The following is a 22,834-nucleotide window of genomic DNA, read 5'->3' as shown; positions in this document are numbered from 1 at the left end:
ACAAAGATGTTCCAGATCCACAAAACGGGACGTGCGAATGCCAAAATCGGTTTTTGCCTATATCTGGCGTCATAGCCGCCTCCAGCAGATCATTCTCACACTGATCACGCTGGCCTCTTTCCCGTTCCTGTATTACTCGCTCGATCTGCCCAAGCAGATCGTCAACGAAGCCATCGGTGGTGCTGGGTCGCCCTATGACATCATGGGTATTGACCTCAACCAGATCGAGTATCTGTTCGCACTTTCAGGTATTTTTCTGGCCCTTGTCTTCATCAATGGCGGGTTCAAATATTTCATCAACGTCTATCGCGGGGTGATGGCCGAACGGCTGTTGCGGCGCCTGCGCTATCTGTTGTTTGACCGTGTCCTGCGCTTCCCGGTTCCGCATTTCCGCAAGACCAGTCAGGGCGAAATTGTTTCGATGATCACCGCCGAGGCCGAACCGCTTGGCGGTTTCTTTGGCGAGGCAATCTCATTGCCGCTTTATCAAGGCGGCATCCTGATCACGATTTCGGCCTTTATCTTTATCCAGGATCCTTTGATGGGTCTGGCGGCCATCGCGTTTTATCCGCTACAGGGCTATCTGATCCCGAAACTGCAAAAACGCGTCAATCTTCTGGGCAAGCAGCGCGTACAAAACGTGCGCCGCATGTCCGAACATATCGGTGAAACCGTTGGCGGTGCCACCGATATACGGGCAAACGAAACCCAGGGCTTTGAGCTGACGCATTTCACCCAGCGTCTGGGACGAATTTTCGAGATCCGCAAGGAAATCTATTACCGGAAATTCTTCATCAAGTTCCTGAACAACTTCATCGCCCAGATCACGCCATTCTTCTTCTATTCCATTGGCGGTTATCTGGTGATCACCGGTGATCTCAGCTTCGGTGCACTTGTCGCGGCCCTTGCCGCCTATAAGGACATGTCCGCACCTTGGAAAGAACTGCTTGCCTATTATCAGCGCCTTGCCGATGCGCGCATCAAGTACGAACAGCTTCATGAACAGTTCGAACTAAGCGATCTGGGTCCCGAACATCAACTTGATGCCGAACCCTCCAAGCCGCTTACGGGCCCGCTTGATGTTGCAGCCCTGTCATGGACCGATGATGACGGGACGCGCGTGGTTGAAAATGTGTCCTTTAACATGCCCCTTCCCAGCAAGGCGCTTCTGATCGGATCATCCGACAGCGGCAAGTCGCAGTTGGCAAGGCTTCTGGCACGCATCCTCGACCCGACCGGCGGGCGTATTCAGTTCGCCGATATTGATGCATCAACCCTGCCGGCTGCTGTCGTCGGGCAACGTTTGGCCTATGTTGGGGCGGATGCCTATCTGTTTAACGGCAGCATTTCAGATAACCTGTTTTACGGCTTGAAACACCGTCCGGTCCTGCTCGAACAAGATAACGATAACGAGGCGCCGTCTGAAACCGAAACCGGCAAGGACGTCGTTCCCGCCAATGCGGAACACGAACTGGTAAAACATTTTCCGGATCCGAAATTCGTCGATGTGATCGAACTTGCAGATCCTGCCGAATTGCCATGGAAGCTGACCCGCGAGATGTATGACGAGATCAAGATGTCGGGGAACATCCCCTATGATCCGTCGGCCGAGTGGATTGATTATGTCGGACCGGGCTTTGCATCGCGTGAAGACCTGCAAAAGGAACTGATGCGCCTGCTTGAGGTCGTCGGTCTTGATCGTGACATTTACCGTATCGGTCTTTTGCGCCGTATCAGCCCGGAAGAACGTCCGGAACTGGTCCAATCGGTTCTGACAGTACGCCCGCGTCTGAAGGAAATCCTTGCAGAACGGCAGTTGTCCGACCTTGTCGAACCCTATGATTTCGAGAAGTACAATGACAACGCACCGGTCGGCGTGAACATCATGTTCGGGACACCGTCGCGCACAGAATTCAAACGGTTCGATTTCCTGTCGCACCCCTATATCCAGAAAAGCCTGCGCGACAGCGGCCTGTACGACAAGATGGTCAAGATGGGCCGTGAAACGCTTGATCTGATGATCGAACTGTTTACCGGCCTTCCCCCGGGGCATGAATTCTTTGACCGTTACAGCTTTGTCTCGGCCGATGAAATGCCCGAAGTCAAAAACATCCTGCGCCGTACCGAAGGTGTCGCGGTCGATGATATGCGCAAGGAAGACCAGCTGCGTCTTCTTGACGTTGCCATGCATCTGACCCCGGCCCGACATCGTCTGCGCGTGATTGATGATGATTTCCGTGAACTCGTGCTGAAGGCCCGGCCAAAAGTCCGCGCAAACCTGCCCGAAGAACTGGCAGGCTATATCGACTTCTTCGAGGCCGATGGCTATGCCCCGGCCGCACCGATCCTTGATAACTTGCTGTTTGGTCGCTTTGCCTATGGCCGTGCAAATTCGGAAGAACGGGTGGGCGAGGTCCTGTTTGAAATTGCCCATGAAGGCGGACTTTACGAGGGGCTTGTGGCGCTTGGCCTTGAAAGTCAGGTCGGTGTCGGCGGCAGTCGCATGTCCCAGACATTGCGTCAAAAGATCGCCCTTGTCCGCGCACTGATAAAGAACCCGGATCTTCTGGTGGTAGATGAAGGCCTGTCGGCACTTGATCGCGAAACCCGCGAGAGCATCATCAATTATCTGACCGGGGAAAGCGACCATACCAGTCTGATCTGGGTCGATGATGATGATCATGCCGGCGAAAAGTTCGACACACTATTGCATATGTCGAACGGCAAGCTGGTCAAACGCCGCAGCATGGCTGATGACAGCGAAACCACCACCGATGAAGGCGAAGACGATGCAGCCGCACTGGCAAGTGGCGACATCGACCAGGAAGTCCGGTTGCTGCGCACCATCCCGCTGTTTGCCGGGCTCGACCCCAGTGTCGTCAAACTGCTGGCCTTTACCAGCCCGCGCCTGACCTTCAAACATGGTGAGGTTCTCGTCAAACAGGGGGATCCGGGCGATGCGGCCTTTATCGTCATTTCCGGGCGCGGTGAAATCTGGCTGACCACCGATGAACACCAGACGCTCAAACTGCGTGACGTCCATGCCAAAGAAGTCATTGGCGAGATTGCGCTTCTTGTCGATGCACCGCGTTCGGCAACGATCCGTGCGGTCGAGGACATGACGGTCCTGAAACTCGACAAGGCCGAATTCCTTGGCCTTGTCCGACAGGACCAGGCGGTTTCAAACCAGCTGATCCGTGTTCTTGCCGAACGGCTTGATCAGACCACCAAGCAGTTGACCAACCGCAATAACGACAACAAATAACGATCTGGACGGGGCACCATTATCATGGCTGCTCCGTCCTTCCGCCCTTGCCTTACCTTATGAACTGCGCCTGATGAACAAGATCGCCTCCATTCTGCTTGCCGGACTTCTTGCCATTGTCATGCTGGGCGGCTTTATCGCCCTTGTCGGCGGCAGTGTCATTGGTGCGCTTGTCTTTGTCATCGGCATCCCGGTCGCCTTTCCGATGTCGACAAGTGTCGTTGTGCTGTTCTTTACAGTCATCATCATCCGCACCGTCATCGAAAAACGCCGTCAGAAACGCGAACTGCGCAAATATCTCGACCGCGCAGAAGACTGATTTTCTGCGGGTTTTGACCTCTGGCAGAAAAAACATTCGTTTTTTGCCACTGCTTGCCAAAAAAAACGCATCAAATGGCATGGAGTTCGGACACCTCCTCTGAGCCGACATTGATACCTTCCTTGCAGTTCACATGACACGCTTCGTGCACCCTGCGCGAGGCCCAAGGAAGGAGGCCCCCATGACGGCACAATCAAAGGAACAGCGTTGCGTATCGCTAAGCCAGCTTTCCGATCTGCGTTTGCTGCGCGAACATGCCTATATTGATGGCCGCTGGTGCTCGGCTGATAATCTTCAGGTAATCGAAGTCACCAACCCGTTTGATGGCAGCTTCATCGGCACCGTTCCGAACATGGGTATTTCCGAAACCCGCAAGGCCATCGCGAGCGCCAAGGAAGCCTTCCCGGCATGGGCCGCCCTTCTGCCGCAGGAACGTGGCGCTGCACTGCGTCGCTGGCATGATCTTCTGATCGAAAACAAGGAAGACCTGGCCCTTCTGATGACCCTTGAACAGGGCAAGCCGATCAATGAGGCACGCGGAGAAATTGACTATGCCGCAAGCTTCATCGATTTTTACGCCGAAGAAGCCAAACGGGTGAATGTCGAAAACATCACATCCCACCTGCCCGGCCGCAACATGACCGTCAAGCGTGAGCCGATTGGCGTCACCGCGGCCGTAACGCCGTGGAACTTCCCGTGCGCGATGATCACGCGCAAGGCTGCGGCTGCACTTGCCGCTGGTTGCTCCATGATTGTCCGCCCGGCAACCGAAACGCCGTTCTCGGCCACCGCATTGGCCGAACTGGCCGAGCGTGCCGGTATCCCGGCTGGCGTGTTTAACATCGTGACCGGTGATCCGAACCCGGTTGTCGGCGAGCTTTGCGGCAATACCGAAGTCCGTGCGCTTTCCTTTACCGGTTCGACCGAGGTTGGCCGTCTTCTGCTGTCGCAGGGCGCGCAGACGATCAAGAAAATGTCGATGGAACTGGGTGGTCATGCGCCATTCATCGTCTTTGATGACGTCGATCTCGACGAGGCGGTTGCCCATGCGGTGAATGCCAAATTCGCCACCAGCGGGCAGGACTGCCTGGCGGCCAACCGCATCTTTGTTCAGCGCGATATTTATGACGACTTCCTTGATAAATATGCCAAGGCCATCGCAGAATTGCAGGTCGGCAACGGCATTGAGGAATATGTCGAAATCGGTCCGCTGATGCATGACCGTGCGGTTGCCAAATGCGAAGACCATGTCGCAGATGCGCGCGCCAAGGGTGCCCGTGTACTGACCGGCGGCAAGAAAATGGGTGGGTTGTTCTATTCCCCGACCCTACTGGCCGATGTCACAGATGACATGCAGATCTATCGCGAAGAAACATTCGGCCCGGTCGCCCCGGTCATGGCCTTTGATACCGAAGACGAGGTCGTCACCAAGGCCAATGACAGCGAATATGGTCTGGCGGCCTATCTGATGACCAAGGATTATGACCGTGCCGCACGTGTTTCGAACGCCCTTGAATACGGCATGGTCGCGCTGAACTGCGTGAAAATCACCGGCGCACCGATCCCGTTTGGCGGTGTGAAGCAATCCGGTCTGGGGCGCGAAGGATCGCGCCATGGCCTCGAAGAATTTACCGAACTGAAATACGTCTGCGCTGCTTACAAAGCGTAAAGCGCGCAAAGGCATCAACCGCATTCACATGGGAGAATTACAAATGAATGTCATCAAAAATACCACGGCTGATCTGCAGGAAATGGATCGGGCGCATTTCATGCACCCCTCGACCCACATGCGTCAGCACGCGGCCGGCGAAACCCCGAACCGCATCATCAATGGCGGCAAGGGCATCTACATTCACGACACCGAAGGCAAGGAAAGCCTCGATGCGTTTGCTGGCCTGTACTGCGTAAACATCGGCTATGGCCGCACCGAAATTGCCGATGCGATCTATGCGCAGGCAAAGGAACTGGCCTATTACCACACCTATGTTGGTCACAGTAACGAAGCGATCATTCGCCTGTCGGATCGTATTGTCAAAAGCGCGCCCGAAGGCATGCAGCGCGTCTATTACGGCATGTCCGGTTCGGATGCGAACGAAACCAACATCAAGCTGATTTGGTACTACAACAACATCCGTGGCCTGCCGCAGAAAAAGAAAATCATCTCGCGTTGGCGTGGTTATCACGGCTCGGGCATCATGACCGGCAGCCTGACTGGCCTTGCGGCCTTCCATAACGCATTTGATCTACCGCGCAGCCCGGTTCTGCACACCACCTGCCCGCACCACTACTGGAATGCAGAAGCCGGTGAAACCGAAGCAGAATTCGCCAAACGTTGTGCCGATGATCTGGAAAAAATGATCCTGCGCGAAGGTCCGGAAACCGTTGCTGCGTTCATTGGCGAACCAGTCATGGGCACGGGCGGCATCATTACCCCGCCAGAAGGTTATTGGGAAGCCATTCAGGCCGTTCTGAACAAATATGATGTTCTTCTGGTTGCCGACGAAGTTGTCACCGCCTTTGGCCGTACCGGTTCCTATTTCGGTTCCCAGCATTATGGCATCAAGCCGGACCTGATCACGATTGCCAAGGGTGTCTCGTCGGGCTACCTGCCGCTTTCGGGTGTGATCATTGGTGAACGCGTTTGGAAGGTTCTGGAACAGGGTTCCGATCAGATGGGCCCGATCGGCCATGGCTGGACCTATTCCGCCCATCCGGTCTGTGCAGCAGCTGCCAACGCCAACCTTGATATCGTTGATGGCGAAAATCTGACCGGTAACTCGGCAGAAACCGGTGGCTACATGCAAAAACGCCTGCACGAGACCTTTGACAACCATCCGCTGGTTGGCGAGGCCCGTGGCGTTGGCCTGATGGCAGCTCTTGAGTTTGTTGCAGACAAAACCAAGAAGGAACGTTTCGATCCGAATGCGAAAATCGGTCCGCGCGTTTCCGCCGCCTGCCTTGAGCGTGGAATGATTGCGCGCGCCATGCCGCATGGTGACATCCTTGGCTTCGCCCCGCCGCCTTGCATCACCAAGGCCGAGGTCGACAAGGTTATCGACATCGCCAAACAGGCTGTTGATGCGGTTGCCGACGAAGTCGCTGCTGGCAAATAAGCCAGCCTGACGTCACAGATAAAGATTACCGCTTGCGTCATACCTTCTTCCCGACGCGGGCGGTCCACAGGGGCCGGACCCATGCCGGCCCCTGTTTTTATGTCTGCACGGCCAAAGGCCCACACCTATCAGCAAGTGGTCTCAAACTTGCCATCAGCACCCTTTTTGGACGACACCGTGCAATCGCCCGTGACACTGCCCGATGCATTGATGATTTGAAGTTTGATTTCGGCATTTCCGCCGCCTTTGGCCGGCCACCAGATCGAGCCGGCACCATCCGAACCAGACAGGTTCAGATAGGGTGCCGCATTCGCGTTGGTCACACCGGCAACGACGTCGGAATTCTCGGAATTACTCAGCGCATCCTTGACGGTCACCTTTGCTGAGTCCGGGGATGTCTGATTCCATTCACTTGATGAGATCGGCACACCATTGGGGTTAAGAACCTCCGCCTTGGGCGAAGTCACAAGCGTTGCGAACGCCATCAAGGCAAACATAATCGCCGGAAAGATCGCGTCACGGACGGTTTGAAGCAGGTTAAACATATTCACAGCCATATCCTTTCACGTCAGTTTCATCACCGCAGTCCGGTCGTCGGAAAGGGCACGTATCAGACGCTGAAAGCTTGCGCTTGTGAGCATCACCGGGATGGCGAAGCATCTATTTCCGCACAAAGAAAAACCCCCGCAAGCATCGCCTGCGGGGGTTTTGCGAAATCCCGTTAAAGTCGGGAAATCTCGATTACATCGCGGTACCGAATTCTTCACGAAGCGACTTCAGCACTTCTTCGGTGTCACCGCCGACTTCCTCAACAAGGCTTGCGCCAACGCCCTTGGACGCTTCCTTGAAGACCGAACGCTGTTCTTCGCTCAGGCGAATAACTTCGATTTCCGGCTTGGCTTCCTTGATACGTGCAAGGGCTTCTTCATTGGCCTTGGTCTGGGCTTCATAGATGAAGTCATCCAGCTCAGCCTTCACGTCTGCCAGCATTGCTTTGCGTTCGTCAGACAGACCGTCATAGAACGCCGCGTTCGAAACCACGGTGGTGGTGTATTGCTGCTGACCGGCATAGACCAGATAATCGGTCACTTCGTAGAATTTTGCACTTTCAACGAAGAAGATCGGGTTGACCTGCGCGTCAATCACGCTGGTCTGAAGACCTGAATAAACCTCACCCCACGGCAGGGCAACCGGGTCCGAACCAAACGATTCATAGGTCTCGATCAGGATCGGCGAGGTCATCACGCGGAATTTCACACCATCGAAATCAGCCGGCTTTTCGACCGGTTTCTTGGTGGTCCAGACCATTTCGCCTTCCGGATACATGGTGTAAAGCTTGAGCCCCTTGGACTCGAAATCCTGGGAAAGGCCTTCGTAAATGGTCGGGCTCGACGACAGAACTTTCTTGTTCACCTCGTTATCCTGCGACAGCAGGTAAGGCACGCCAAAGACCTGAATTTCCGGCACAAAGGTACCAAGGTGACCAGGCGACGCGTTCGAGAACTGAACGGCACCGGCTGCGGTCAGCTCGGTAATGTCATTCTCGGTGCCCAACTGGCCATAGGTGTAAATGGTTACGTTCACATCGCCATTGGTCTTTTCCTCGACCAGGCGCTTGAATTCCTGTGCATACAGGTCCTGAACATCACCCGGGCTTTCTTCGTGGGCGAATTTCCATTCCTCGGCATGGGCAGCGGTCCCGGCCACTGCAAACAGGGCAGCGGCTGAAAGTGTCGCTTTAAGGAGTTTGTTCAGACTCATATCGAAGTCTCCCGTGTTATCGCGCTCAACGAACTGCACCAGCGCTTTCGATGGCGCGCGGATCGGAACGCTTGATTTCAACATCACTGTGATGAACGAGCGAAGTTTTGAAATGTTCCTGCATCAGGTCAATGCTAGTTATGTCTCATGACAAATTAACCCGAACACCTACACAGACCCCGCCCCGCATGTTAGGGTCAGACCAAACATCAGGGATGGAAACAAAATCATGTGGTTACCTGAAATCGACCTTAGCGGCGAAACAGGTCCGAAATACAAGGCACTGGTCGAAGCGATCATTACCGACATTGAGTCAGGCAGACTGCGCCACGATGTCCGGATGCCAACACACCGTGAACTGGCCTATCGCCTGAAAGTCAGTGTTCAGACCGTCAGTGCCGCCTACAAGGAGGTCGAACGCCAGGGCTATTTGCGATCAGAGCGCCGTCGCGGGACCTTTGTTCAGGCCCGCCTGACTGATCGGGCATCGTCCTTTATCCTCGATAGCCGCCAGCCCGATCTGATCGATCTGTCGATCGTGCGCGCGGCCTATACCGATTTTCACAATGACCTGTCGCGCCAGATGCATGCCAAACTGGCCGAGGAACCCCATCACAGCTGGATGGAAAGCTGCCGGCCGGTCGCCGGTTTTGAATATCACCGCGAAATCGGACGCAACTGGCTTGGCGGCATGGGGGTTGATGTCGATATCCCCAACCTTCTGATCACCAATGGTGCGGCACAGGGCGTCTTTACCGCCCTTTCCACCGTCATTCAGCCCGATGACGTTGTCCTGACCGAGAGCCTGACCGATCATGGCGTGATCGGATCAGCCAGTATTCTGCGTTTCAAACTGGGCGCACTTCCCACCGACGACGAAGGTATCCTGCCTGATGCCTTTGAGCGCGAATGTCGCACACGCCAGATTCGCGCACTTGTCGTCACACCGATCTTTACCAACCCGACCAATTGCCTGATGGGGCTGGAACGGCGCAAACGCATTGCCGAAATCGCCGAACATTACGGCGTTTACGTCATCGAGGACGATGTTTATCGCCCGCTTCTTGAAGAAAACCTGCCGCCGATCACGAGCTTCCTGCCAAAGCTCGGCTTCCATGTTTCAAGCCTGACCAAGGTGGTTATGCCGGGTCTTCGGACCGGCTTTTTGACGGTTCCCGCACATTTGTCGATTCGCGCCAGCAGCGTTTTACGTGTCACCGGATGGATGGGGACTCCATTGATGGCAGAGATCGGCGCACGCTGGATAGCCGATGGCACGGTCGATCAGGCCGTCACTGTCCAGCGCGCCCTGATGCGCGAACGTCAGGCCCTCGTCGCCGAGATTTTGGGCGATGCCGTCGTGCGCCATCATCCGACGTCACTTTCGGCCTGGGTGCGCATTCCCGAACACTGGCAGGAGGAATGGTTTGCCTCTGAACTGCGGAAAAATGGCGTTGCCGTAACGATTTCCGACCCGTTCATGACCGTCAAGGTGCCGCGTCCAAACGCCATGCGGATCTGCCTTGGCGGCGCGCCAGATACGCCGTCCGTGCAGCATGCCCTGATCCAAATTCGCCATACCATGGATCAGATGCCGGGCGTTCACGCCTTCGACGTGATGTATTGATTTTGTGTCATGACAAAAATCTGATTGAACCATCACAAAGCGTTTTTATTCTGACTGAACCGGCGTGAAGCGAATGACAGCATGTGTGGGAGGGAACCAAACATCCACACAGAACGTTCCATAAAAATGTCTCGCACGCGCATCAAGGAGGTTCTATGTCAGGTTCAAACGGGGAGGCCCCCGCTCCGAGTGGCGGGGCGTTGGGTATTCTGAGAAAACTCGACCACGGCTTGTCCGTTGTCGAAAGACAGCTTCTTGGATGGAGCATCGTGGTCATGGCGGTGAACACCGTCGCCAATGTGATCATGCGGCTCGGCTTTAATTCGAGCATCTTCTTTTCCGAAGAGCTCAATCAGTTTCTGATCATTCTTGTGACATTTGTCGGCATCAGCGAGGCCGCCCGCATGGGGCGCCATATCCGCATGTCGGCCTTTACCGATATGCTTGGTCCGCGTGCCAGCAAGATCATGATGATCATCATTACGCTCGGTACGGCCAGCCTGCTGTTCCTTCTGGCTTGGTATTCGATTGATTATGTGTCCTCGCTGATCTCGTCGAACCGGCTGACCCCGGCCTTGCGCATCCCCTATTACCTGACTGTTCTGATCGTGCCGTTTGGCCTTTGCGTTACCGGCATCCAGTTTGTTCTGGCCGCGTTGACCAACATCCTCAAACCCGGGACGCACCTGTCCTATCAGGTTGAGGATACGTTTGACGACGCCGACGAGCATCATCTGTAAGGGGGAATGGAAAAATGGATTTAGGTACTTCAATCCTTCTGGTGATGCTGGTCCTGCTGGTGCTGGGCTTCCCGATGATGGTCCCGCTGGCAACTGCCAGTGTCGTCGCCTTCATGTTTTACATGCCCATCCCCGAACGCATCCTTATCCAACAAATGGTCACGGGCATTTCGCCGGTGGCCCTCATCGCGGTACCGATGTTTATCTTTGCCGCCGATATCGTGACAAAGGGGCATACGGCCAACCGGCTGATTGACCTGGCCATGACCTTTGTCGGGCATGTCCGTGGCGGCCTTGCCGTCACCACGGCCCTTGGCTGCACCATGTTTGGCGCAGTATCGGGCTCGACGCAGGCGACCGTAGTTGCCATGGGTGGCCCGCTGCGTCCCAAGATGCTCAAGGCGGGGTACGAAGACAAATTCGCCATGGCGCTGATCATTAATGCCAGCGACATCGCGTTTTTGATCCCGCCATCGATCGGCATGATCGTGTTTGGCGTAGTTGGCAAAGTCTCGATCGGGGAGCTGTTCCTGGCCGGCATTGGCCCGGGCATCCTGATTTTGGTGATGTTCTCGCTCTACTGCATGTACTACGCCCAAAAGAACGACATCCCGACCATCCCGCGCATGACCTGGGCTGAACGTGGCAAGGCCGTAATCAATGCCGGCCCGGCCATCATGTTCCCGGTTCTGATTGTTGGTGGCATTTATCTGGGCTGGGTCAGCCCGACCGAGGTCGCAGCAGTCGCCGTTGTCTATGCCGTTATTCTTGAAGTTCTGGTCTTCAAGTCGGTCAAATGGTCCGAACTGCTGTCGATTGCGCGCTCAACCGGTCTGATCACCGCCGTGGTGTTCATTCTGGTCGGTGCCGGCACGACATTCTCGTTCGTGATTTCCTTTGCCCAGATTCCGCAACATGTGATTGGTGCGCTGGGGCTTGAAGGTGCAAACCCCTACATCATTTTGGCGGCCATCTGCATTGCCTTCTTTATCGGCTGCATGTTCGTTGATCCGATTGTTGTCATTCTGGTTCTGACCCCGATCTTCATGCCGCTTGTGAATTCGGCCGGTCTGGACCCGGTTCTTGTCGGTACGCTGGTGACGCTTCAGGTTGCCATTGGCTCTGCCACGCCCCCGTTTGGGTGTGACATCTTTACAGCCATCGCAATCTTCAGGCGGCCTTATGCCGAAGTAATCCGTGGAACGCCGCCCTTCATCTTCATGCTGCTGCTGGCAGCCGTGATCTTGATCTTCGTTCCGCAGATCGCACTGTTCCTGCCAGAGCTTGCCTTCCGTTAAGCAAGCACTGGCCCACAATTTCCGGATAAGCCCGGAAGCATATTGAAAATTAAAACGACCGGGTCGTCCTGATCATCATCGGGACGGCCCGCCTCTGGAGTTCAGGATGATGTCCGTATCCCGTGCGGTCACGCCAGAGCCGGTGGATGTGCCCTATTCCCCTGACCCGGTCGGACCGGCAGGGCGGATTGGGCTGATCACGCTGGCAACCGATTTCAATAGCGAGGATGATCTGCGCACCATCCTGCCCGGTGACCTGCGCCTGTTCACCACGCGCATTGAAAACGCCAATCCTGTGACGGTCGAAAACCTGCAGGCCATGGCGGCCGACTTGCCGCGCGCGGCCAAAACCCTTCTGCCGGGCTATGGCGTCGATGTTGCCATTTTCGGCTGCACATCGGGAACAGCTGTGACCGGATCTGACAAAATCGCCGAACTGATCAATCAAGGCATGCCGGGCACCAAGGTCACCAATCCGCTTCTGGCAAGTGAACTTGCCCTGCGTGCGATCAACGCACAAAAAATTGCCATCCTGACCCCGTATCTTCCGGCCGTGACCCAATCCGTTGCCAACGAATTTTCCGATAAGGGTTTTGAGGTCACCAACGTGATGGGCTTTGGTCTGGATAATGATTTAGACATGACCGCCCTGCCGCCCAAGGCGATCCTTGAAGCAGCACTTAAGGTCGATACACAGGATGCCGATGCGGTGTTTATTTCCTGCACCGCGATCCGGTCTGCCGAAATCATCGCGGAAGCCGAACGGCAGCTTAAAAAGCCTGTCATCACCAGCAATCAGGCACTGGTCTGGCACGCCTTGAACCTGATTGAGTACAAAAAACCGATCACGGGGTTTGGAACCCTGTTTGATCAGGCCCCGAAACCAACGAACGAAGTCGAGGTCCCATGAAAGACCCCATCACATTTGCTGATGTTCTTTCTGCCCGCAAAACCATTGCGGACCATGTGATCCACACGCCATTGCGCCCGTCAGCAAGCCTGACGGATCGTGTCGGAAGCCCGGTCTGGCTTAAATGCGAACAGCAACAATATACCGGCAGCTTCAAGCTGCGCGGTGCCGCCAACGCGGTTCTGCGCCTGAGCGACGAAGACAAAGCCAAGGGTGTTGTTGGTGTTTCGACTGGTAACTATGGCCGCGCACTGGCCTATGCCGCGCGCAATGCAGGCGTCCGTTCGATCATCTGCATGTCCGAACTGGTGCCCCGGAACAAGATCGATGGCATCCGAGCCCAGGGGGCGGAAGTCCGCATCATCGGACAGTCACAGGACGCAGCCCAGCATGAAGTCGACCGTCTGGTCAAAGAGGAGGGCATGATCATGCTGCCGCCCTTTGACCATGCCGATGTCATTGCCGGGCAAGGCACGCTTGGCCTTGAAATCATAGAAGCCCTTCCCGAAGTGGACACCTTGTTGGTGCCTTTGTCCGGCGGCGGGTTGCTGGCCGGTGTGGCGCTGGTCGCCAAGTCGGTCAATCCGATGATCCGGGTTGTCGGCATCACGATGGAACGCGGCTGTGCGATGATAACAAGCCTTCAGGAAGGCAAACCGACCGCGGTGAAGGAACTGCCGACACTGGCCGACAGCCTTGGCGGCGGCATTGGTGAAAACAACCAGTACACGTTTGATATGTGCGGCGATCTGACAGACGATTTCGTGCTCGTCAACGAAGCCCAGATCGCCGACGGCATCCGGGCAGCCTATCTCGACGACCAACAGGTGATTGAGGGGGCTGGTGCGGTTGGTATTGCCGCCCTTCGCGCCGGACTGGTCGATAACCCGGGGCGCACGGTTGTCCTGACGACGGGATGCAATATCGACATGGATATGCATAAACGCATTGTTGGCGGCGAAGACGTCGACCTGATGGCGGAGTAACCTGAATGCCCACGATCAGAATTCTGACCGAAACGGACCTGCGCAACGTCATTGATCTGGACATGGATGCCATTGACTGTGTTGAAGGCGCGTTCAAGGCGCTTGCCACGCAGGATGTCCGCATGCCGCCGATCCTGCGTCTGGACATTGACGAGTTTAATGGCGAGGTCGATGTCAAAACAGCCTATGTACCGGGCATAGACAGCTTCGCGATCAAGATCAGCCCCGGCTTTTTTGATAACCCGAAACTCGGCCTGCCATCGGTCAACGGATTGATGAACCTGTTTTCATCCAAGACCGGCCTGCTTGAGGCCGTGTTGCTTGATAACGGCTATCTGACAGATGTGCGCACGGCCGCTGCGGGCGGTGTTGCCGCCAAACATCTGGCCCGTGAAGACGCCAAACATGCCGCGATCTATGGTGCCGGTGTGCAGGCGGGTTTGCAGCTCAAGGCGCTGACACTGGTGCGCAATATCACCTCGGCCACCATTTGGGCACGCGACCTTGCCAAGGCCGAGGCCTGCGCGAAAAAGGCATCGCTTGAACTGGGCATTCCGGTGAGTGCGACCACGGATGGCAGGGATGCTGCTGCAACGGCTGACATCATCGTCACCACGACGCCTGCGCGCGAACCCGTCCTGATGGCCGATTGGGTTCAACCGGGCACCCATGTGACCGCCATGGGATCGGATGCCGAACACAAGAACGAAATTGATCCTGCCCTGATCGGGCAGGCCGACCTTTATGTCAGCGACAGTCAGGCACAAACCCGCATTCTTGGCGAACTTCATCACGCCATCGATGCCGGTATTGTTGCTGCTGACGCAGCATTACCCGAACTCGGCCAGATCATTGCCAAATCCTTGACCGGCAGAACATCTGCAGGTCAGATTACGGTCTGTGATTTGACCGGAACCGGTGTTCAGGACACCGCGATCGCCACCCTCGCCCGTCACCGCTGTGATGCAGCCGGTGCAGGGGTCGAGATTAATTCGTAACAACAAAAGGAAAATGGGTCAGGAAGCTGAAACCCCGCCTTTATCTGGAGGCCTGCGATGAGCCAGGTAGAATTGAATTTCACGCGTGAGGAATACGCCGAACGCCTGGAGAAAACCAAAAAAGCCATGGTGGAAAAGGGCGTCGATCTTCTGATCGTGACCGATCCGTCAAACATGGCCTGGCTGACCGGCTATGACGGCTGGTCGTTCTATGTCCATCAATGTGTACTGGTACCGATAGAAGACGACCCGATCTGGTTCGGGCGTTCGCAGGATGCCAACGGGGCCAAACGCACGGTCTATATGCCGCATGACCGTATCATCCCGTATGCGGATTACTATGTGCAATCGACCACCCATCACCCGATGGACTACCTTGCCGAGGTGATTGAACATCGCGGTTGGGGATCGCGCCGCATTGGTGTGGAAATGGATAACTACTATTTCTCGGCCAAGGCTTTCCTGCAGCTCCAGACCCATCTGCCGAATGCCAAGTTTTCCGACGCTACCGCACTTGTGAACTGGCAGCGCGCGGTTAAATCGGAAACCGAGATTTTCTATATGCGTCAGGCGGCACGCATTGTTGAAAACATGCATGAACGCATTTTCGAAATCGTTGAACCGGGCATGAAAAAGAACGAACTGGTCGCGGAAATTTTCCGTACCGGGATCGCCGGTATTGATGGCATTGGTGGCGACTATCCCGCCATTGTGCCGCTTCTACCGTCCGGGCAGGATGCAGGTGCCCCTCATCTGACCTGGGATGAAAAACCCGTTCCGGGCAATGCCGGGACCTTCTTTGAAATTGCCGGCTGTTACCGCCGCTATCATGCACCGCTGTCGCGCACGATCTATCTTGGTGACCCGGATCAGCGTTTTCTGGATGCCGAAAGTGCCCTGATCGAAGGTCTTCAGGCCGGTCTCGAAGCTGCAAAACCTGGCAATGTCTGCGAAGACATCGCGAACGCCTTCTTTGGCGTCTTGCAGAAATTCGGCATCGAAAAAGACAGCCGCTGTGGCTATCCGATCGGGCTTTCCTATCCGCCGGACTGGGGCGAGCGCACCATGAGCCTGCGCCCCGGTGACCGCACGGTTCTTGAACCGGGTATGACCTTCCACTTCATGCCGGGCCTTTGGTTCGATGACTGGGGGATCGAGATCACCGAAAGCATGATGATCACCGAAACCGGGTCGAAAACCCTGACCAGCTATCCACGACAGCTGTTTGTCAAAAACTAAAAGCCGCCCAAAACCGCAGCGCCCGCCAGGACATTGAATCATGTCGGGCGCTGCCAGATGCCACAGCCTGACGACGACGGTCGCGAAGTCAGGCTTTTTAAGGATACGACCATGACAAAACCATCACCCATCAGCCCGACGATCCCGCTTGATCAGGATGGCATTCACCACGGCTTTTTAAAGCTGCCCTATTCGCGCGATGATTCCGCGTGGGGTGCCGTGATGATCCCGATCACCGTGATCCGCAATGGTAATGGCCCGACGGCGCTTCTGACCGGCGGCAACCATGGCGATGAATATGAAGGTCTGGTGTCACTGTTCAAACTTGCTGAATCCCTGTCGGTGGGTGAGATCACCGGCCGCGTGATCATTCTGCCCGCCATGAACTATCCGGCGTTTCGCAATGCGTCCCGCACATCCCCGATTGATGCTGGCAACATGAACCGGTCCTTCCCGGGCAAACCCGATGGCACCGTCACGCAAAAGATCGCCGATTACATTTTCCGCTATCTCGTGCCTGAAGCCGATATCGTTCTGGATATCCATTCCGGCGGCAAGACGCTTGATTTCATTCCGTTCTCAGCCGCCCACGTTCTACCCGACAAGGAACAGGAAGCCCGTTGTGTTGCGGCCATGAAGGCATTTGGCGCGCCCTATTCGATGATGATGCTCGAACTTGATGCAGTTGGCATGTTTGACACCGTGGTCGAGGAAGCTGGCAAAACCTTTGTCACCACCGAACTGGGGGGTGGTGGGTCGACCACCGCCGAACGTGTCGCCATTGCTGATCGCGGTGTGCGTAACATCCTTATTCATGCCGGCATCCTCAAGGGCGAAATTGAACCATCCCCGACCGGTACGACCATGCTCGATATGCCTGATGACCGGTGCTTTGTCGCATCCGAGGCCAGCGGCCTGTTTGAGCCCTGCGTTGATCTGGGGGACATGGTCAAGGAAGGCGATCTGATTGCGCGTATCTATGATGTGGAACGCACCGGAACCCCGCCGCGTGAATATTATGCCCCGCGTGACGGCATCGTATCGTGCCGTCACTTCCAGGGCCTGATCAAGACGGGCGACTGCCTGATTGTGATTGCCGAGGTGCTCTGATCATGATCAGGCTTGATGAGCTGGATCTGAAAATCCTTAAAACCCTGCAACGCGAAGGGCGCATCACCAAGGTCAAACTGGCCGAGGCGGTGAACCTTTCGCCAAGCCCGTGTTGGGAACGGCTCAAACGGCTTGAGGATCTTGGCGTCATCTCGGGCTATCACGCCCATATCAATCTGGAAAAGCTGGTCAAGCCGACGCTGGTTCTGACCGAAGTCACACTCCGTCATCACCAGCATGATGATTTCCAGATTTTCGAACGCGCGGTCCAGGACATCCCCGAAATCGTCGAATGCTATGCGCTTGGCGGCGGCGTGGATTACATGCTCAAGGTGCTGTGCCATGACGTTGATGCCTATCAGCGCATGATTGACGGCCTTTTGGTGTCCAATATCGGGATTGATCGGTATTTCACCTATATCGTCACCAAAAAGGTTAAAACCACACCGATCCCGCCGATCGAGAACCTTGTGGCCCCGCCCGAACGCAAGTAACGAACAAAAAACGGGGCAGGAAGTGCTTCCTGCCCCGAAGTTCGGCTTGCATCCACAGGGGTTTACCCCCGCTGGATCAGTGTTTGTCTTCCTTGTGACCCATGGCGACATGCCACATGTCCCACCCTGCCAGACACAGGGTGAACCCGACCATGATCGCCAGATCCCAACGCGGAACATAGACCACAAGCGTTACGACAGATGCCGCGAGGACGATAAAGGCCAACAAGGCCATCGCACGATTTAAAAGAACGTTTTCCATCACGCGTCCTCCTGATTACCAAGAAATGTTTTGAGCCAGTTGGCCGTGCGCATCAGTCGCGCATCATCGCCAACCCGCCCGACAAGCTGAATTCCCATCGGCATCCCGCTTTGTGACCATAACAACGGAATGGTCACAGCTGGCGTGCCGCAGAATGTCCAAAGACCATTAAAGATCGCATTGCCGGTGGTCTGAAGATTGGCCGGTGCCGGTCCGGGTGCCGCCGGTGTGATGATCGCATCACAGCGTTTAAACACCTCTTCCAGCCCGGCATTCAGAACCTTGCGCCAATCAAGGGCCGCCAGATAGTCGCGCGCCTTGACGTCATTGCCCTTATCAAGGGCCTCGCAAATTTCGGGCGACAACTGATCCCGGCCCCGCTTTTCATAGCCGTAATAGTCCTTGGCCATTTCAGCAAAATTGATCCGGGCCCGTAATGCCGCTGCATCGTCAAATGCATTTGGCAAGGGTGCCTCGAAACACTGATCACCGAGCATGTCGGTAATCTCGCGAAACGCCGCCACGGTTTCTTTGTCGGCAAGCTCGTCAAATTGCGGCGGGCGGACAAAGGCCAAGGTTGGCGTGACGCGCGGGGTTGCCTTGGCGGTATCGAGCAAGCGCGGCGTCGGGCTTGGCGTGGTTGCCGGATCACCCGCGTCATAGCCAAACAGGCTTTCGGCCACCATCGCTGCCCCGTCGACCGAATTGGCAAACACACCAATGGTATCAAGGGTCGGGCTTTGGCTGAGAACGCCCGTGCGGGCAATCGCGCCAAAGCTTGGCTTGAAACCAACCACCCCACAGAACGAGGCTGGCCGGATCACCGAGCCACCAGTTTGCGTGCCCACCGCAAGCGGGATCATGGCCGCAGCAACGGCGGCGGCCGATCCAGCTGATGACCCACCGGGGGTATGATCCGGATTGTGCGGGTTGCGCGTTTTGGACGGATGCATGAAGGCAAGCTCGGTCGAGACCGTCTTGCCCATAATAATCGCCCCGGCCGCCTTCAGACGCGATACAAGCACCGCGTCTTCGCTTGGCACCCGGCCTTCGTCAAGCACCGTGCCATTGGCGGTCGGAATATTGGCCGTATCAATCACGTCCTTAAGACCGACCGGCAAACCATGGAGCGGGCCAATCGGTGCCCCGGCCTGACGCCTTGCATCAAGAGCCCGGGCCTGGGCAATGGCATGATCGCTATCAAGCCACGCCCATGCCTGAACCTGCGGTTCGACTTCGGCAATACGTTCCAGACAGGCCTCGACATATTCGACTGCGCGGACCGCCCCGCTTGCAAGGCGGTCACGCAACTCGACGACATCAAGTGTCAGTAACGGGTTGATGTTACTCATTCAGGCAATCCCCTTAGCGTGCGCCGTAGAACAGATCCGGCAGATGGAACACGATCTGTGGGAAAGCGTACATCAAAACCATGCTGACAATCACCATGAACAGGAACGGCATGATCCCCTTGAAGATATCGGTCAACAATATCCCGTTGGGTGCCACCCCTTTGAGGTAATAGGCCGACATGGCCATTGGCGGAGTCAGGAACGACGTCTGCAGGTTCAGCGCCACCAGAATGCCAAAGAACAGCGGATCAATATCAAACAGCGGCAGCAGCGGCAGGAAGATCGGAACGAAGATGATGATGATTTCCGACCATTCCAGCGGCCAGCCCAGCAGGAAGATGATCAGCTGTGCCAGAAGCAGGAACTGCAGCGGTGTCAGGTCAAGACCACCGACAAACTCGGCAATCACATGTTCACCACCAAGATAGGAGAACACAGACGAGAAGGTGTAGGACCCGACAAACAGCCAGCACACCATCGCCGATGTGCGCACCGTCAGATAAACCGATTCCCGCAGGCGATCAAAGGTCAGCGCCCGATAAGCAGCCGCCAAAACCATACCACCCAGTGCACCGATTGATGCCGCCTCGGTCGGGGTTGCCAGACCAAACAGGATCGAGCCAAGCACTGCCAAAATCAGGAAGGCCAGCGGGAAGAACGAGGTCGCCAGCATCCAGAGCACCTTGGGCAGCGGCACTTCAGGAATCTCGTCACTGCTCGGACGCGGGGCAGCTTTGGGCTGCAACATTGCACGCCCCATGACATAGAGCAGATACAACCCGACCAGCGTCAGACCCGGCAGAAGTGCACCGGCATAAAGACGCACGATCGAAACACCTGACGCCGCCGCATAAACGATCAGCATGATCGATGGCGGGATCAGAATGCCAAGCGTACCACCGGCACAAATGATGCCCGATGCAAAGCTTTTATCGTAACGCGCCTTCAACATCGCCGGCAGGGCCAGCATCCCCATCAGGGTCACAACCGCGCCCACAATCCCGGTCGCGGTTGCAAACAGCGCACAGGTGATCAGGGCTGCAACACCAAGGGAACCGGGGATATTGCGTGCGGCAATGTTAAGGGTGGAAAACAGACGGTTCACGATGTTGGCACGTTCAACGATATAGCCCATGAACAGGAACAGCGGCACCGCTGTCAGGACCTCGTTGGACATCACCGTGTATGTCTGGTTGATGAACAGATCGAATATTCGGTTGTTAACTGCCCCTTCAACCCACGTGATCGCGGATGTAAGGGTGTCACTGTCTTCGGCCAGTCGGTTAAAGGCCCGCCACATACGGCCTGCATCGAAATAGGCGTAATAGCCAAATCCGATCCCAAGCGCCATCAGGGTGAAGGCAACCGGGAAGCCCAGAAATACCAGTAGAATAAAGATGCCCAGCATCATCAGGGCGACATGTGCGTCAATCACTTTGGCTGCTCCGTTCGGGGGCGTGTATCGCGTATGAACCAGGAACTGTCATGGGTTCAGTCTTCCTTGGTCACTTGCTGCTTCATCAGCAGCTCTTCGGTTTCTTCAACATCGTCATCCGCATTGCGCCAGTACCCTTCACGGATACACAGAATGCAGCGCATCACCTGGGCGATGCCCTGGATGAACAAAAGAATACCGGCCGCGACAATCACCGCCTTGAATTGAAAGATCGGAACACCCGCCGGGCTGTTCACACTGACTTCTCCGTATCCGAATGACCGGGCGGCATATTTCCAGCCTGCCAGGATCAGTGCGGTCACACCGGGGAAGAAGAAGAAGATATATAAAACCAGGTCGACCTTGGCCTGGGTCGTCGGCTTCCACAGGCGATAAAGGAAATCGCCGCGGACATGCCCGCCACGTGACAGGGTATAGGCCCCACCCATCATGAACAGCGTGCCATACATGATAAAGGACACATCAAGTGACCAGGTGGTTGGTGCGTTAAATAGGTATCGCGAGATCACCTCATAGCTCATGCCAAGCGTCATGAGGATGATCAGCCAGCCAAAGGCCTTGCCAAACCAGGCTGACAGTTTGTCCGCGAATTCAATAAATCCGATCATGAAATCCTGTCCGTTCGCGTATTGACTGCTCCGCCAGTTCAAAAGCGAGAACCAACGGAGCAGTCAGGATCATCAAAACTCTAAACCCGGTCGGGTGATCAGAGTTTCAGTTTGCCCGGGAAGTAGTGATCATATGCGAGCACGTAGTCAGGCGAGTTCATCAGTTCGTAGTAGGTCACGCGCTCGACCCAGGCACGCTGGCTATCAAGAACACGCTTCATGAACGGATCTTCTTCAAGCGTCGGGATCAGTTTGTCCCAGGCTTCAAGCTGACCAGCGAGGATTTCTTTCGACGTACGGTGTACTTCGACACCTTCGGACTGCAGTTTCTGCAAGTCGGACGAATAGTTATCCATGGCGAGTGCGGTGTTCGAGGTCGAAGCAGCTTCGACACCGTGACGCAGGATCGCCTGCAGGTCGGGCTCAAGATCTTCAAGCATCGATTTGCTAAACAGGAATTCGAAGCTTTCAGATGCCTGATGGTACGAAGACAGATAGTAGTTCTTCGCAACATCCTGTGCGCCAAAGCGCATGTCAGAAGACGGGTTGTTGAATTCGAACGCGTCAATCACGCCGCGTTCCATTGCAGGCACAATCTCACCGCCCGGAAGCTGTGCGACCGACATGCCCATCGACTGCAGAAGGTCTGCTGCCAGACCAACAGTGCGGTACTTGAAGCCCTGAATGTCGGCAACGGTGTTGACCTGGCCCTTGAACCAGCCAAACGGCTGTGCTGGCATCGGGAAGCCAAGAAGACCAACAACGTCAAGGCCCATCACGTCCTGGGTCAGTTCGCGATAGAACTCTTCACCACCGCCGGCATAGAACCAGCTCAGCATGGTGGTTGCAGAACCACCAAAGACCGGACCGGTACCAAACAGCGATGCAGCCTTGTTCTTGCCGTACCAGTAAACCGGCACGGAATGGGCAATATCGATCAGACCATCATTGATAGCATCCAGAACCTGGAATGCCGCAACAACCGCACCTGCCGGCAGAAGGTCGATCTTCAGACGACCACCGGACATCGCTTCAACGCGATCAACATACTGCTGGGCAAAGGTCATCCAGATGTCGGACGACGACCAGGAAGTCTGCATTTTCAGCACCATCGGTGCCGGTTGAGCATGAACTGCCGGTGCCGCAAAAACGCCTGCTGCCGCCGCACCGCCAGCAACCACGCCAGTCGCCCCTTTGGTCAGGAACGAACGACGGGATACTTCCTTGGACTTCACGTCTTCAGATTTGGTTTTCATTTCCATTTTTCCTCCCAGATATACCGTCGCTTGCCGCCAA

At 55.9% G+C, this 22,834-nt stretch carries 20 protein-coding genes; 13 read left to right on the top strand and 7 right to left on the bottom strand.

Going from position 1 to position 22,834, the window contains the following annotated elements:
* The first annotated feature begins 37 nt into the window (after positions 1-37).
* From CMO10_RS01455 to CMO10_RS01440, 4 genes are all read left to right on the top strand, one after another.
* Positions 38-3,265, top strand: a complete 3,228-nt coding sequence (locus CMO10_RS01455) for an ABC transporter transmembrane domain-containing protein (RefSeq protein WP_297018558.1) — start codon at positions 38-40, stop codon at positions 3,263-3,265.
* Between the two features lie 73 nt (positions 3,266-3,338).
* Positions 3,339-3,584 carry a hypothetical protein gene (locus tag CMO10_RS01450; protein ID WP_297018557.1) on the top strand — a complete coding sequence of 82 codons (246 nt, stop codon included), beginning with the start codon at positions 3,339-3,341 and terminating at the stop codon, positions 3,582-3,584.
* Positions 3,585-3,765: 181 nt separating this feature from the next.
* On the top strand, positions 3,766-5,253 hold the full coding sequence (locus CMO10_RS01445) for an NAD-dependent succinate-semialdehyde dehydrogenase (protein ID WP_297018556.1): 1,488 nt from the start codon (positions 3,766-3,768) through the stop codon (positions 5,251-5,253).
* A 43-nt stretch (positions 5,254-5,296) separates the two neighbouring features.
* Entirely contained in the window at positions 5,297-6,697 is a 1,401-nt protein-coding gene (locus CMO10_RS01440; protein ID WP_297018555.1) for an aspartate aminotransferase family protein, read from the top strand.
* A 128-nt stretch (positions 6,698-6,825) separates the two neighbouring features.
* Here CMO10_RS01440 and CMO10_RS01435 read toward each other — a convergent pair whose 3' ends face one another.
* Entirely contained in the window at positions 6,826-7,248 is a 423-nt protein-coding gene (locus CMO10_RS01435; RefSeq protein WP_297018554.1) for a hypothetical protein, read from the bottom strand.
* Between the two features lie 190 nt (positions 7,249-7,438).
* Positions 7,439-8,458 (bottom strand): TRAP transporter substrate-binding protein, encoded by a 1,020-nt coding sequence (locus CMO10_RS01430; protein WP_044827303.1) that lies wholly within the window; start codon positions 8,456-8,458, stop codon positions 7,439-7,441.
* A 229-nt stretch (positions 8,459-8,687) separates the two neighbouring features.
* Between CMO10_RS01430 and ehuR the strand changes: the two genes are divergently transcribed.
* The 9 genes from ehuR (at position 8,688) to CMO10_RS01385 (ending at position 17,860) form a co-directional block, all read left to right on the top strand.
* Positions 8,688-10,085 carry a MocR-like ectoine utilization transcription factor EhuR gene (gene ehuR, locus CMO10_RS01425; protein WP_297018553.1) on the top strand — a complete coding sequence of 466 codons (1,398 nt, stop codon included), beginning with the start codon at positions 8,688-8,690 and terminating at the stop codon, positions 10,083-10,085.
* Positions 10,086-10,240: 155 nt separating this feature from the next.
* Complete coding sequence (locus CMO10_RS01420) at positions 10,241-10,825, top strand: TRAP transporter small permease (RefSeq protein ID WP_044827047.1); 585 nt, start codon at positions 10,241-10,243, stop codon at positions 10,823-10,825.
* 14 nt (positions 10,826-10,839) lie between these two features.
* A complete protein-coding gene (locus tag CMO10_RS01415; RefSeq protein WP_297018552.1) occupies positions 10,840-12,123 on the top strand; it encodes a TRAP transporter large permease in 1,284 nt (427 codons plus the stop codon).
* 106 nt (positions 12,124-12,229) lie between these two features.
* Positions 12,230-13,033: a maleate cis-trans isomerase family protein gene (locus CMO10_RS01410; RefSeq protein ID WP_297018551.1), complete on the top strand. Its 804-nt coding sequence runs from the start codon at positions 12,230-12,232 to the stop codon at positions 13,031-13,033.
* Positions 13,030-14,019, top strand: a complete 990-nt coding sequence (gene eutB, locus CMO10_RS01405; RefSeq protein ID WP_297018550.1) for a hydroxyectoine utilization dehydratase EutB — start codon at positions 13,030-13,032, stop codon at positions 14,017-14,019. Before CMO10_RS01410 ends, eutB begins: the two co-directional genes overlap by 4 nt.
* A gap of 5 nt (positions 14,020-14,024) precedes the next feature.
* Entirely contained in the window at positions 14,025-15,017 is a 993-nt protein-coding gene (gene eutC / locus CMO10_RS01400; RefSeq protein ID WP_297018549.1) for an ectoine utilization protein EutC, read from the top strand.
* A 57-nt stretch (positions 15,018-15,074) separates the two neighbouring features.
* Positions 15,075-16,256: an ectoine hydrolase DoeA gene (doeA, locus tag CMO10_RS01395; RefSeq protein ID WP_297018548.1), complete on the top strand. Its 1,182-nt coding sequence runs from the start codon at positions 15,075-15,077 to the stop codon at positions 16,254-16,256.
* A gap of 111 nt (positions 16,257-16,367) precedes the next feature.
* The gene (gene doeB / locus CMO10_RS01390) at positions 16,368-17,366 is read left to right on the top strand and encodes a N(2)-acetyl-L-2,4-diaminobutanoate deacetylase DoeB (protein ID WP_297018547.1); all 999 of its coding nucleotides are present in this window, start codon (positions 16,368-16,370) and stop codon (positions 17,364-17,366) included.
* Positions 17,367-17,368: 2 nt separating this feature from the next.
* Positions 17,369-17,860: an Lrp/AsnC family transcriptional regulator gene (locus CMO10_RS01385; RefSeq protein ID WP_044827053.1), complete on the top strand. Its 492-nt coding sequence runs from the start codon at positions 17,369-17,371 to the stop codon at positions 17,858-17,860.
* Positions 17,861-17,936: 76 nt separating this feature from the next.
* Here the strand turns inward: CMO10_RS01385 and CMO10_RS01380 are convergent, their stop codons facing one another.
* The 5 genes from CMO10_RS01380 to CMO10_RS01360 all read right to left on the bottom strand — a co-directional run bounded on the left by CMO10_RS01380 (position 17,937) and on the right by CMO10_RS01360 (position 22,794).
* Complete coding sequence (locus CMO10_RS01380; RefSeq protein ID WP_297018546.1) at positions 17,937-18,122, bottom strand: hypothetical protein; 186 nt, start codon at positions 18,120-18,122, stop codon at positions 17,937-17,939.
* The gene (locus tag CMO10_RS01375) at positions 18,122-19,474 is read right to left on the bottom strand and encodes an amidase (RefSeq protein ID WP_297018545.1); all 1,353 of its coding nucleotides are present in this window, start codon (positions 19,472-19,474) and stop codon (positions 18,122-18,124) included. Before CMO10_RS01375 ends, CMO10_RS01380 begins: the two co-directional genes overlap by 1 nt.
* Before the next feature lie 13 nt (positions 19,475-19,487).
* Positions 19,488-20,909, bottom strand: coding sequence for a TRAP transporter large permease (locus CMO10_RS01370; RefSeq protein ID WP_297018544.1), 1,422 nt, complete (start codon positions 20,907-20,909; stop codon positions 19,488-19,490).
* Positions 20,910-20,965: 56 nt separating this feature from the next.
* Positions 20,966-21,538 (bottom strand): TRAP transporter small permease subunit, encoded by a 573-nt coding sequence (locus CMO10_RS01365; protein WP_297018543.1) that lies wholly within the window; start codon positions 21,536-21,538, stop codon positions 20,966-20,968.
* A gap of 98 nt (positions 21,539-21,636) precedes the next feature.
* Entirely contained in the window at positions 21,637-22,794 is a 1,158-nt protein-coding gene (locus CMO10_RS01360) for a TRAP transporter substrate-binding protein (protein WP_297018542.1), read from the bottom strand.
* Positions 22,795-22,834: the final 40 nt, after the last annotated feature.

Origin of the sequence: Thalassospira sp. (assembly GCF_002709775.1) — a bacterium.
In the GTDB taxonomy this organism is placed as follows: domain Bacteria; phylum Pseudomonadota; class Alphaproteobacteria; order Rhodospirillales; family Thalassospiraceae; genus Thalassospira.
Note: the sequence above shows the minus strand (reverse complement) of the source record. Positions and strands in the feature narration are given on the sequence as shown.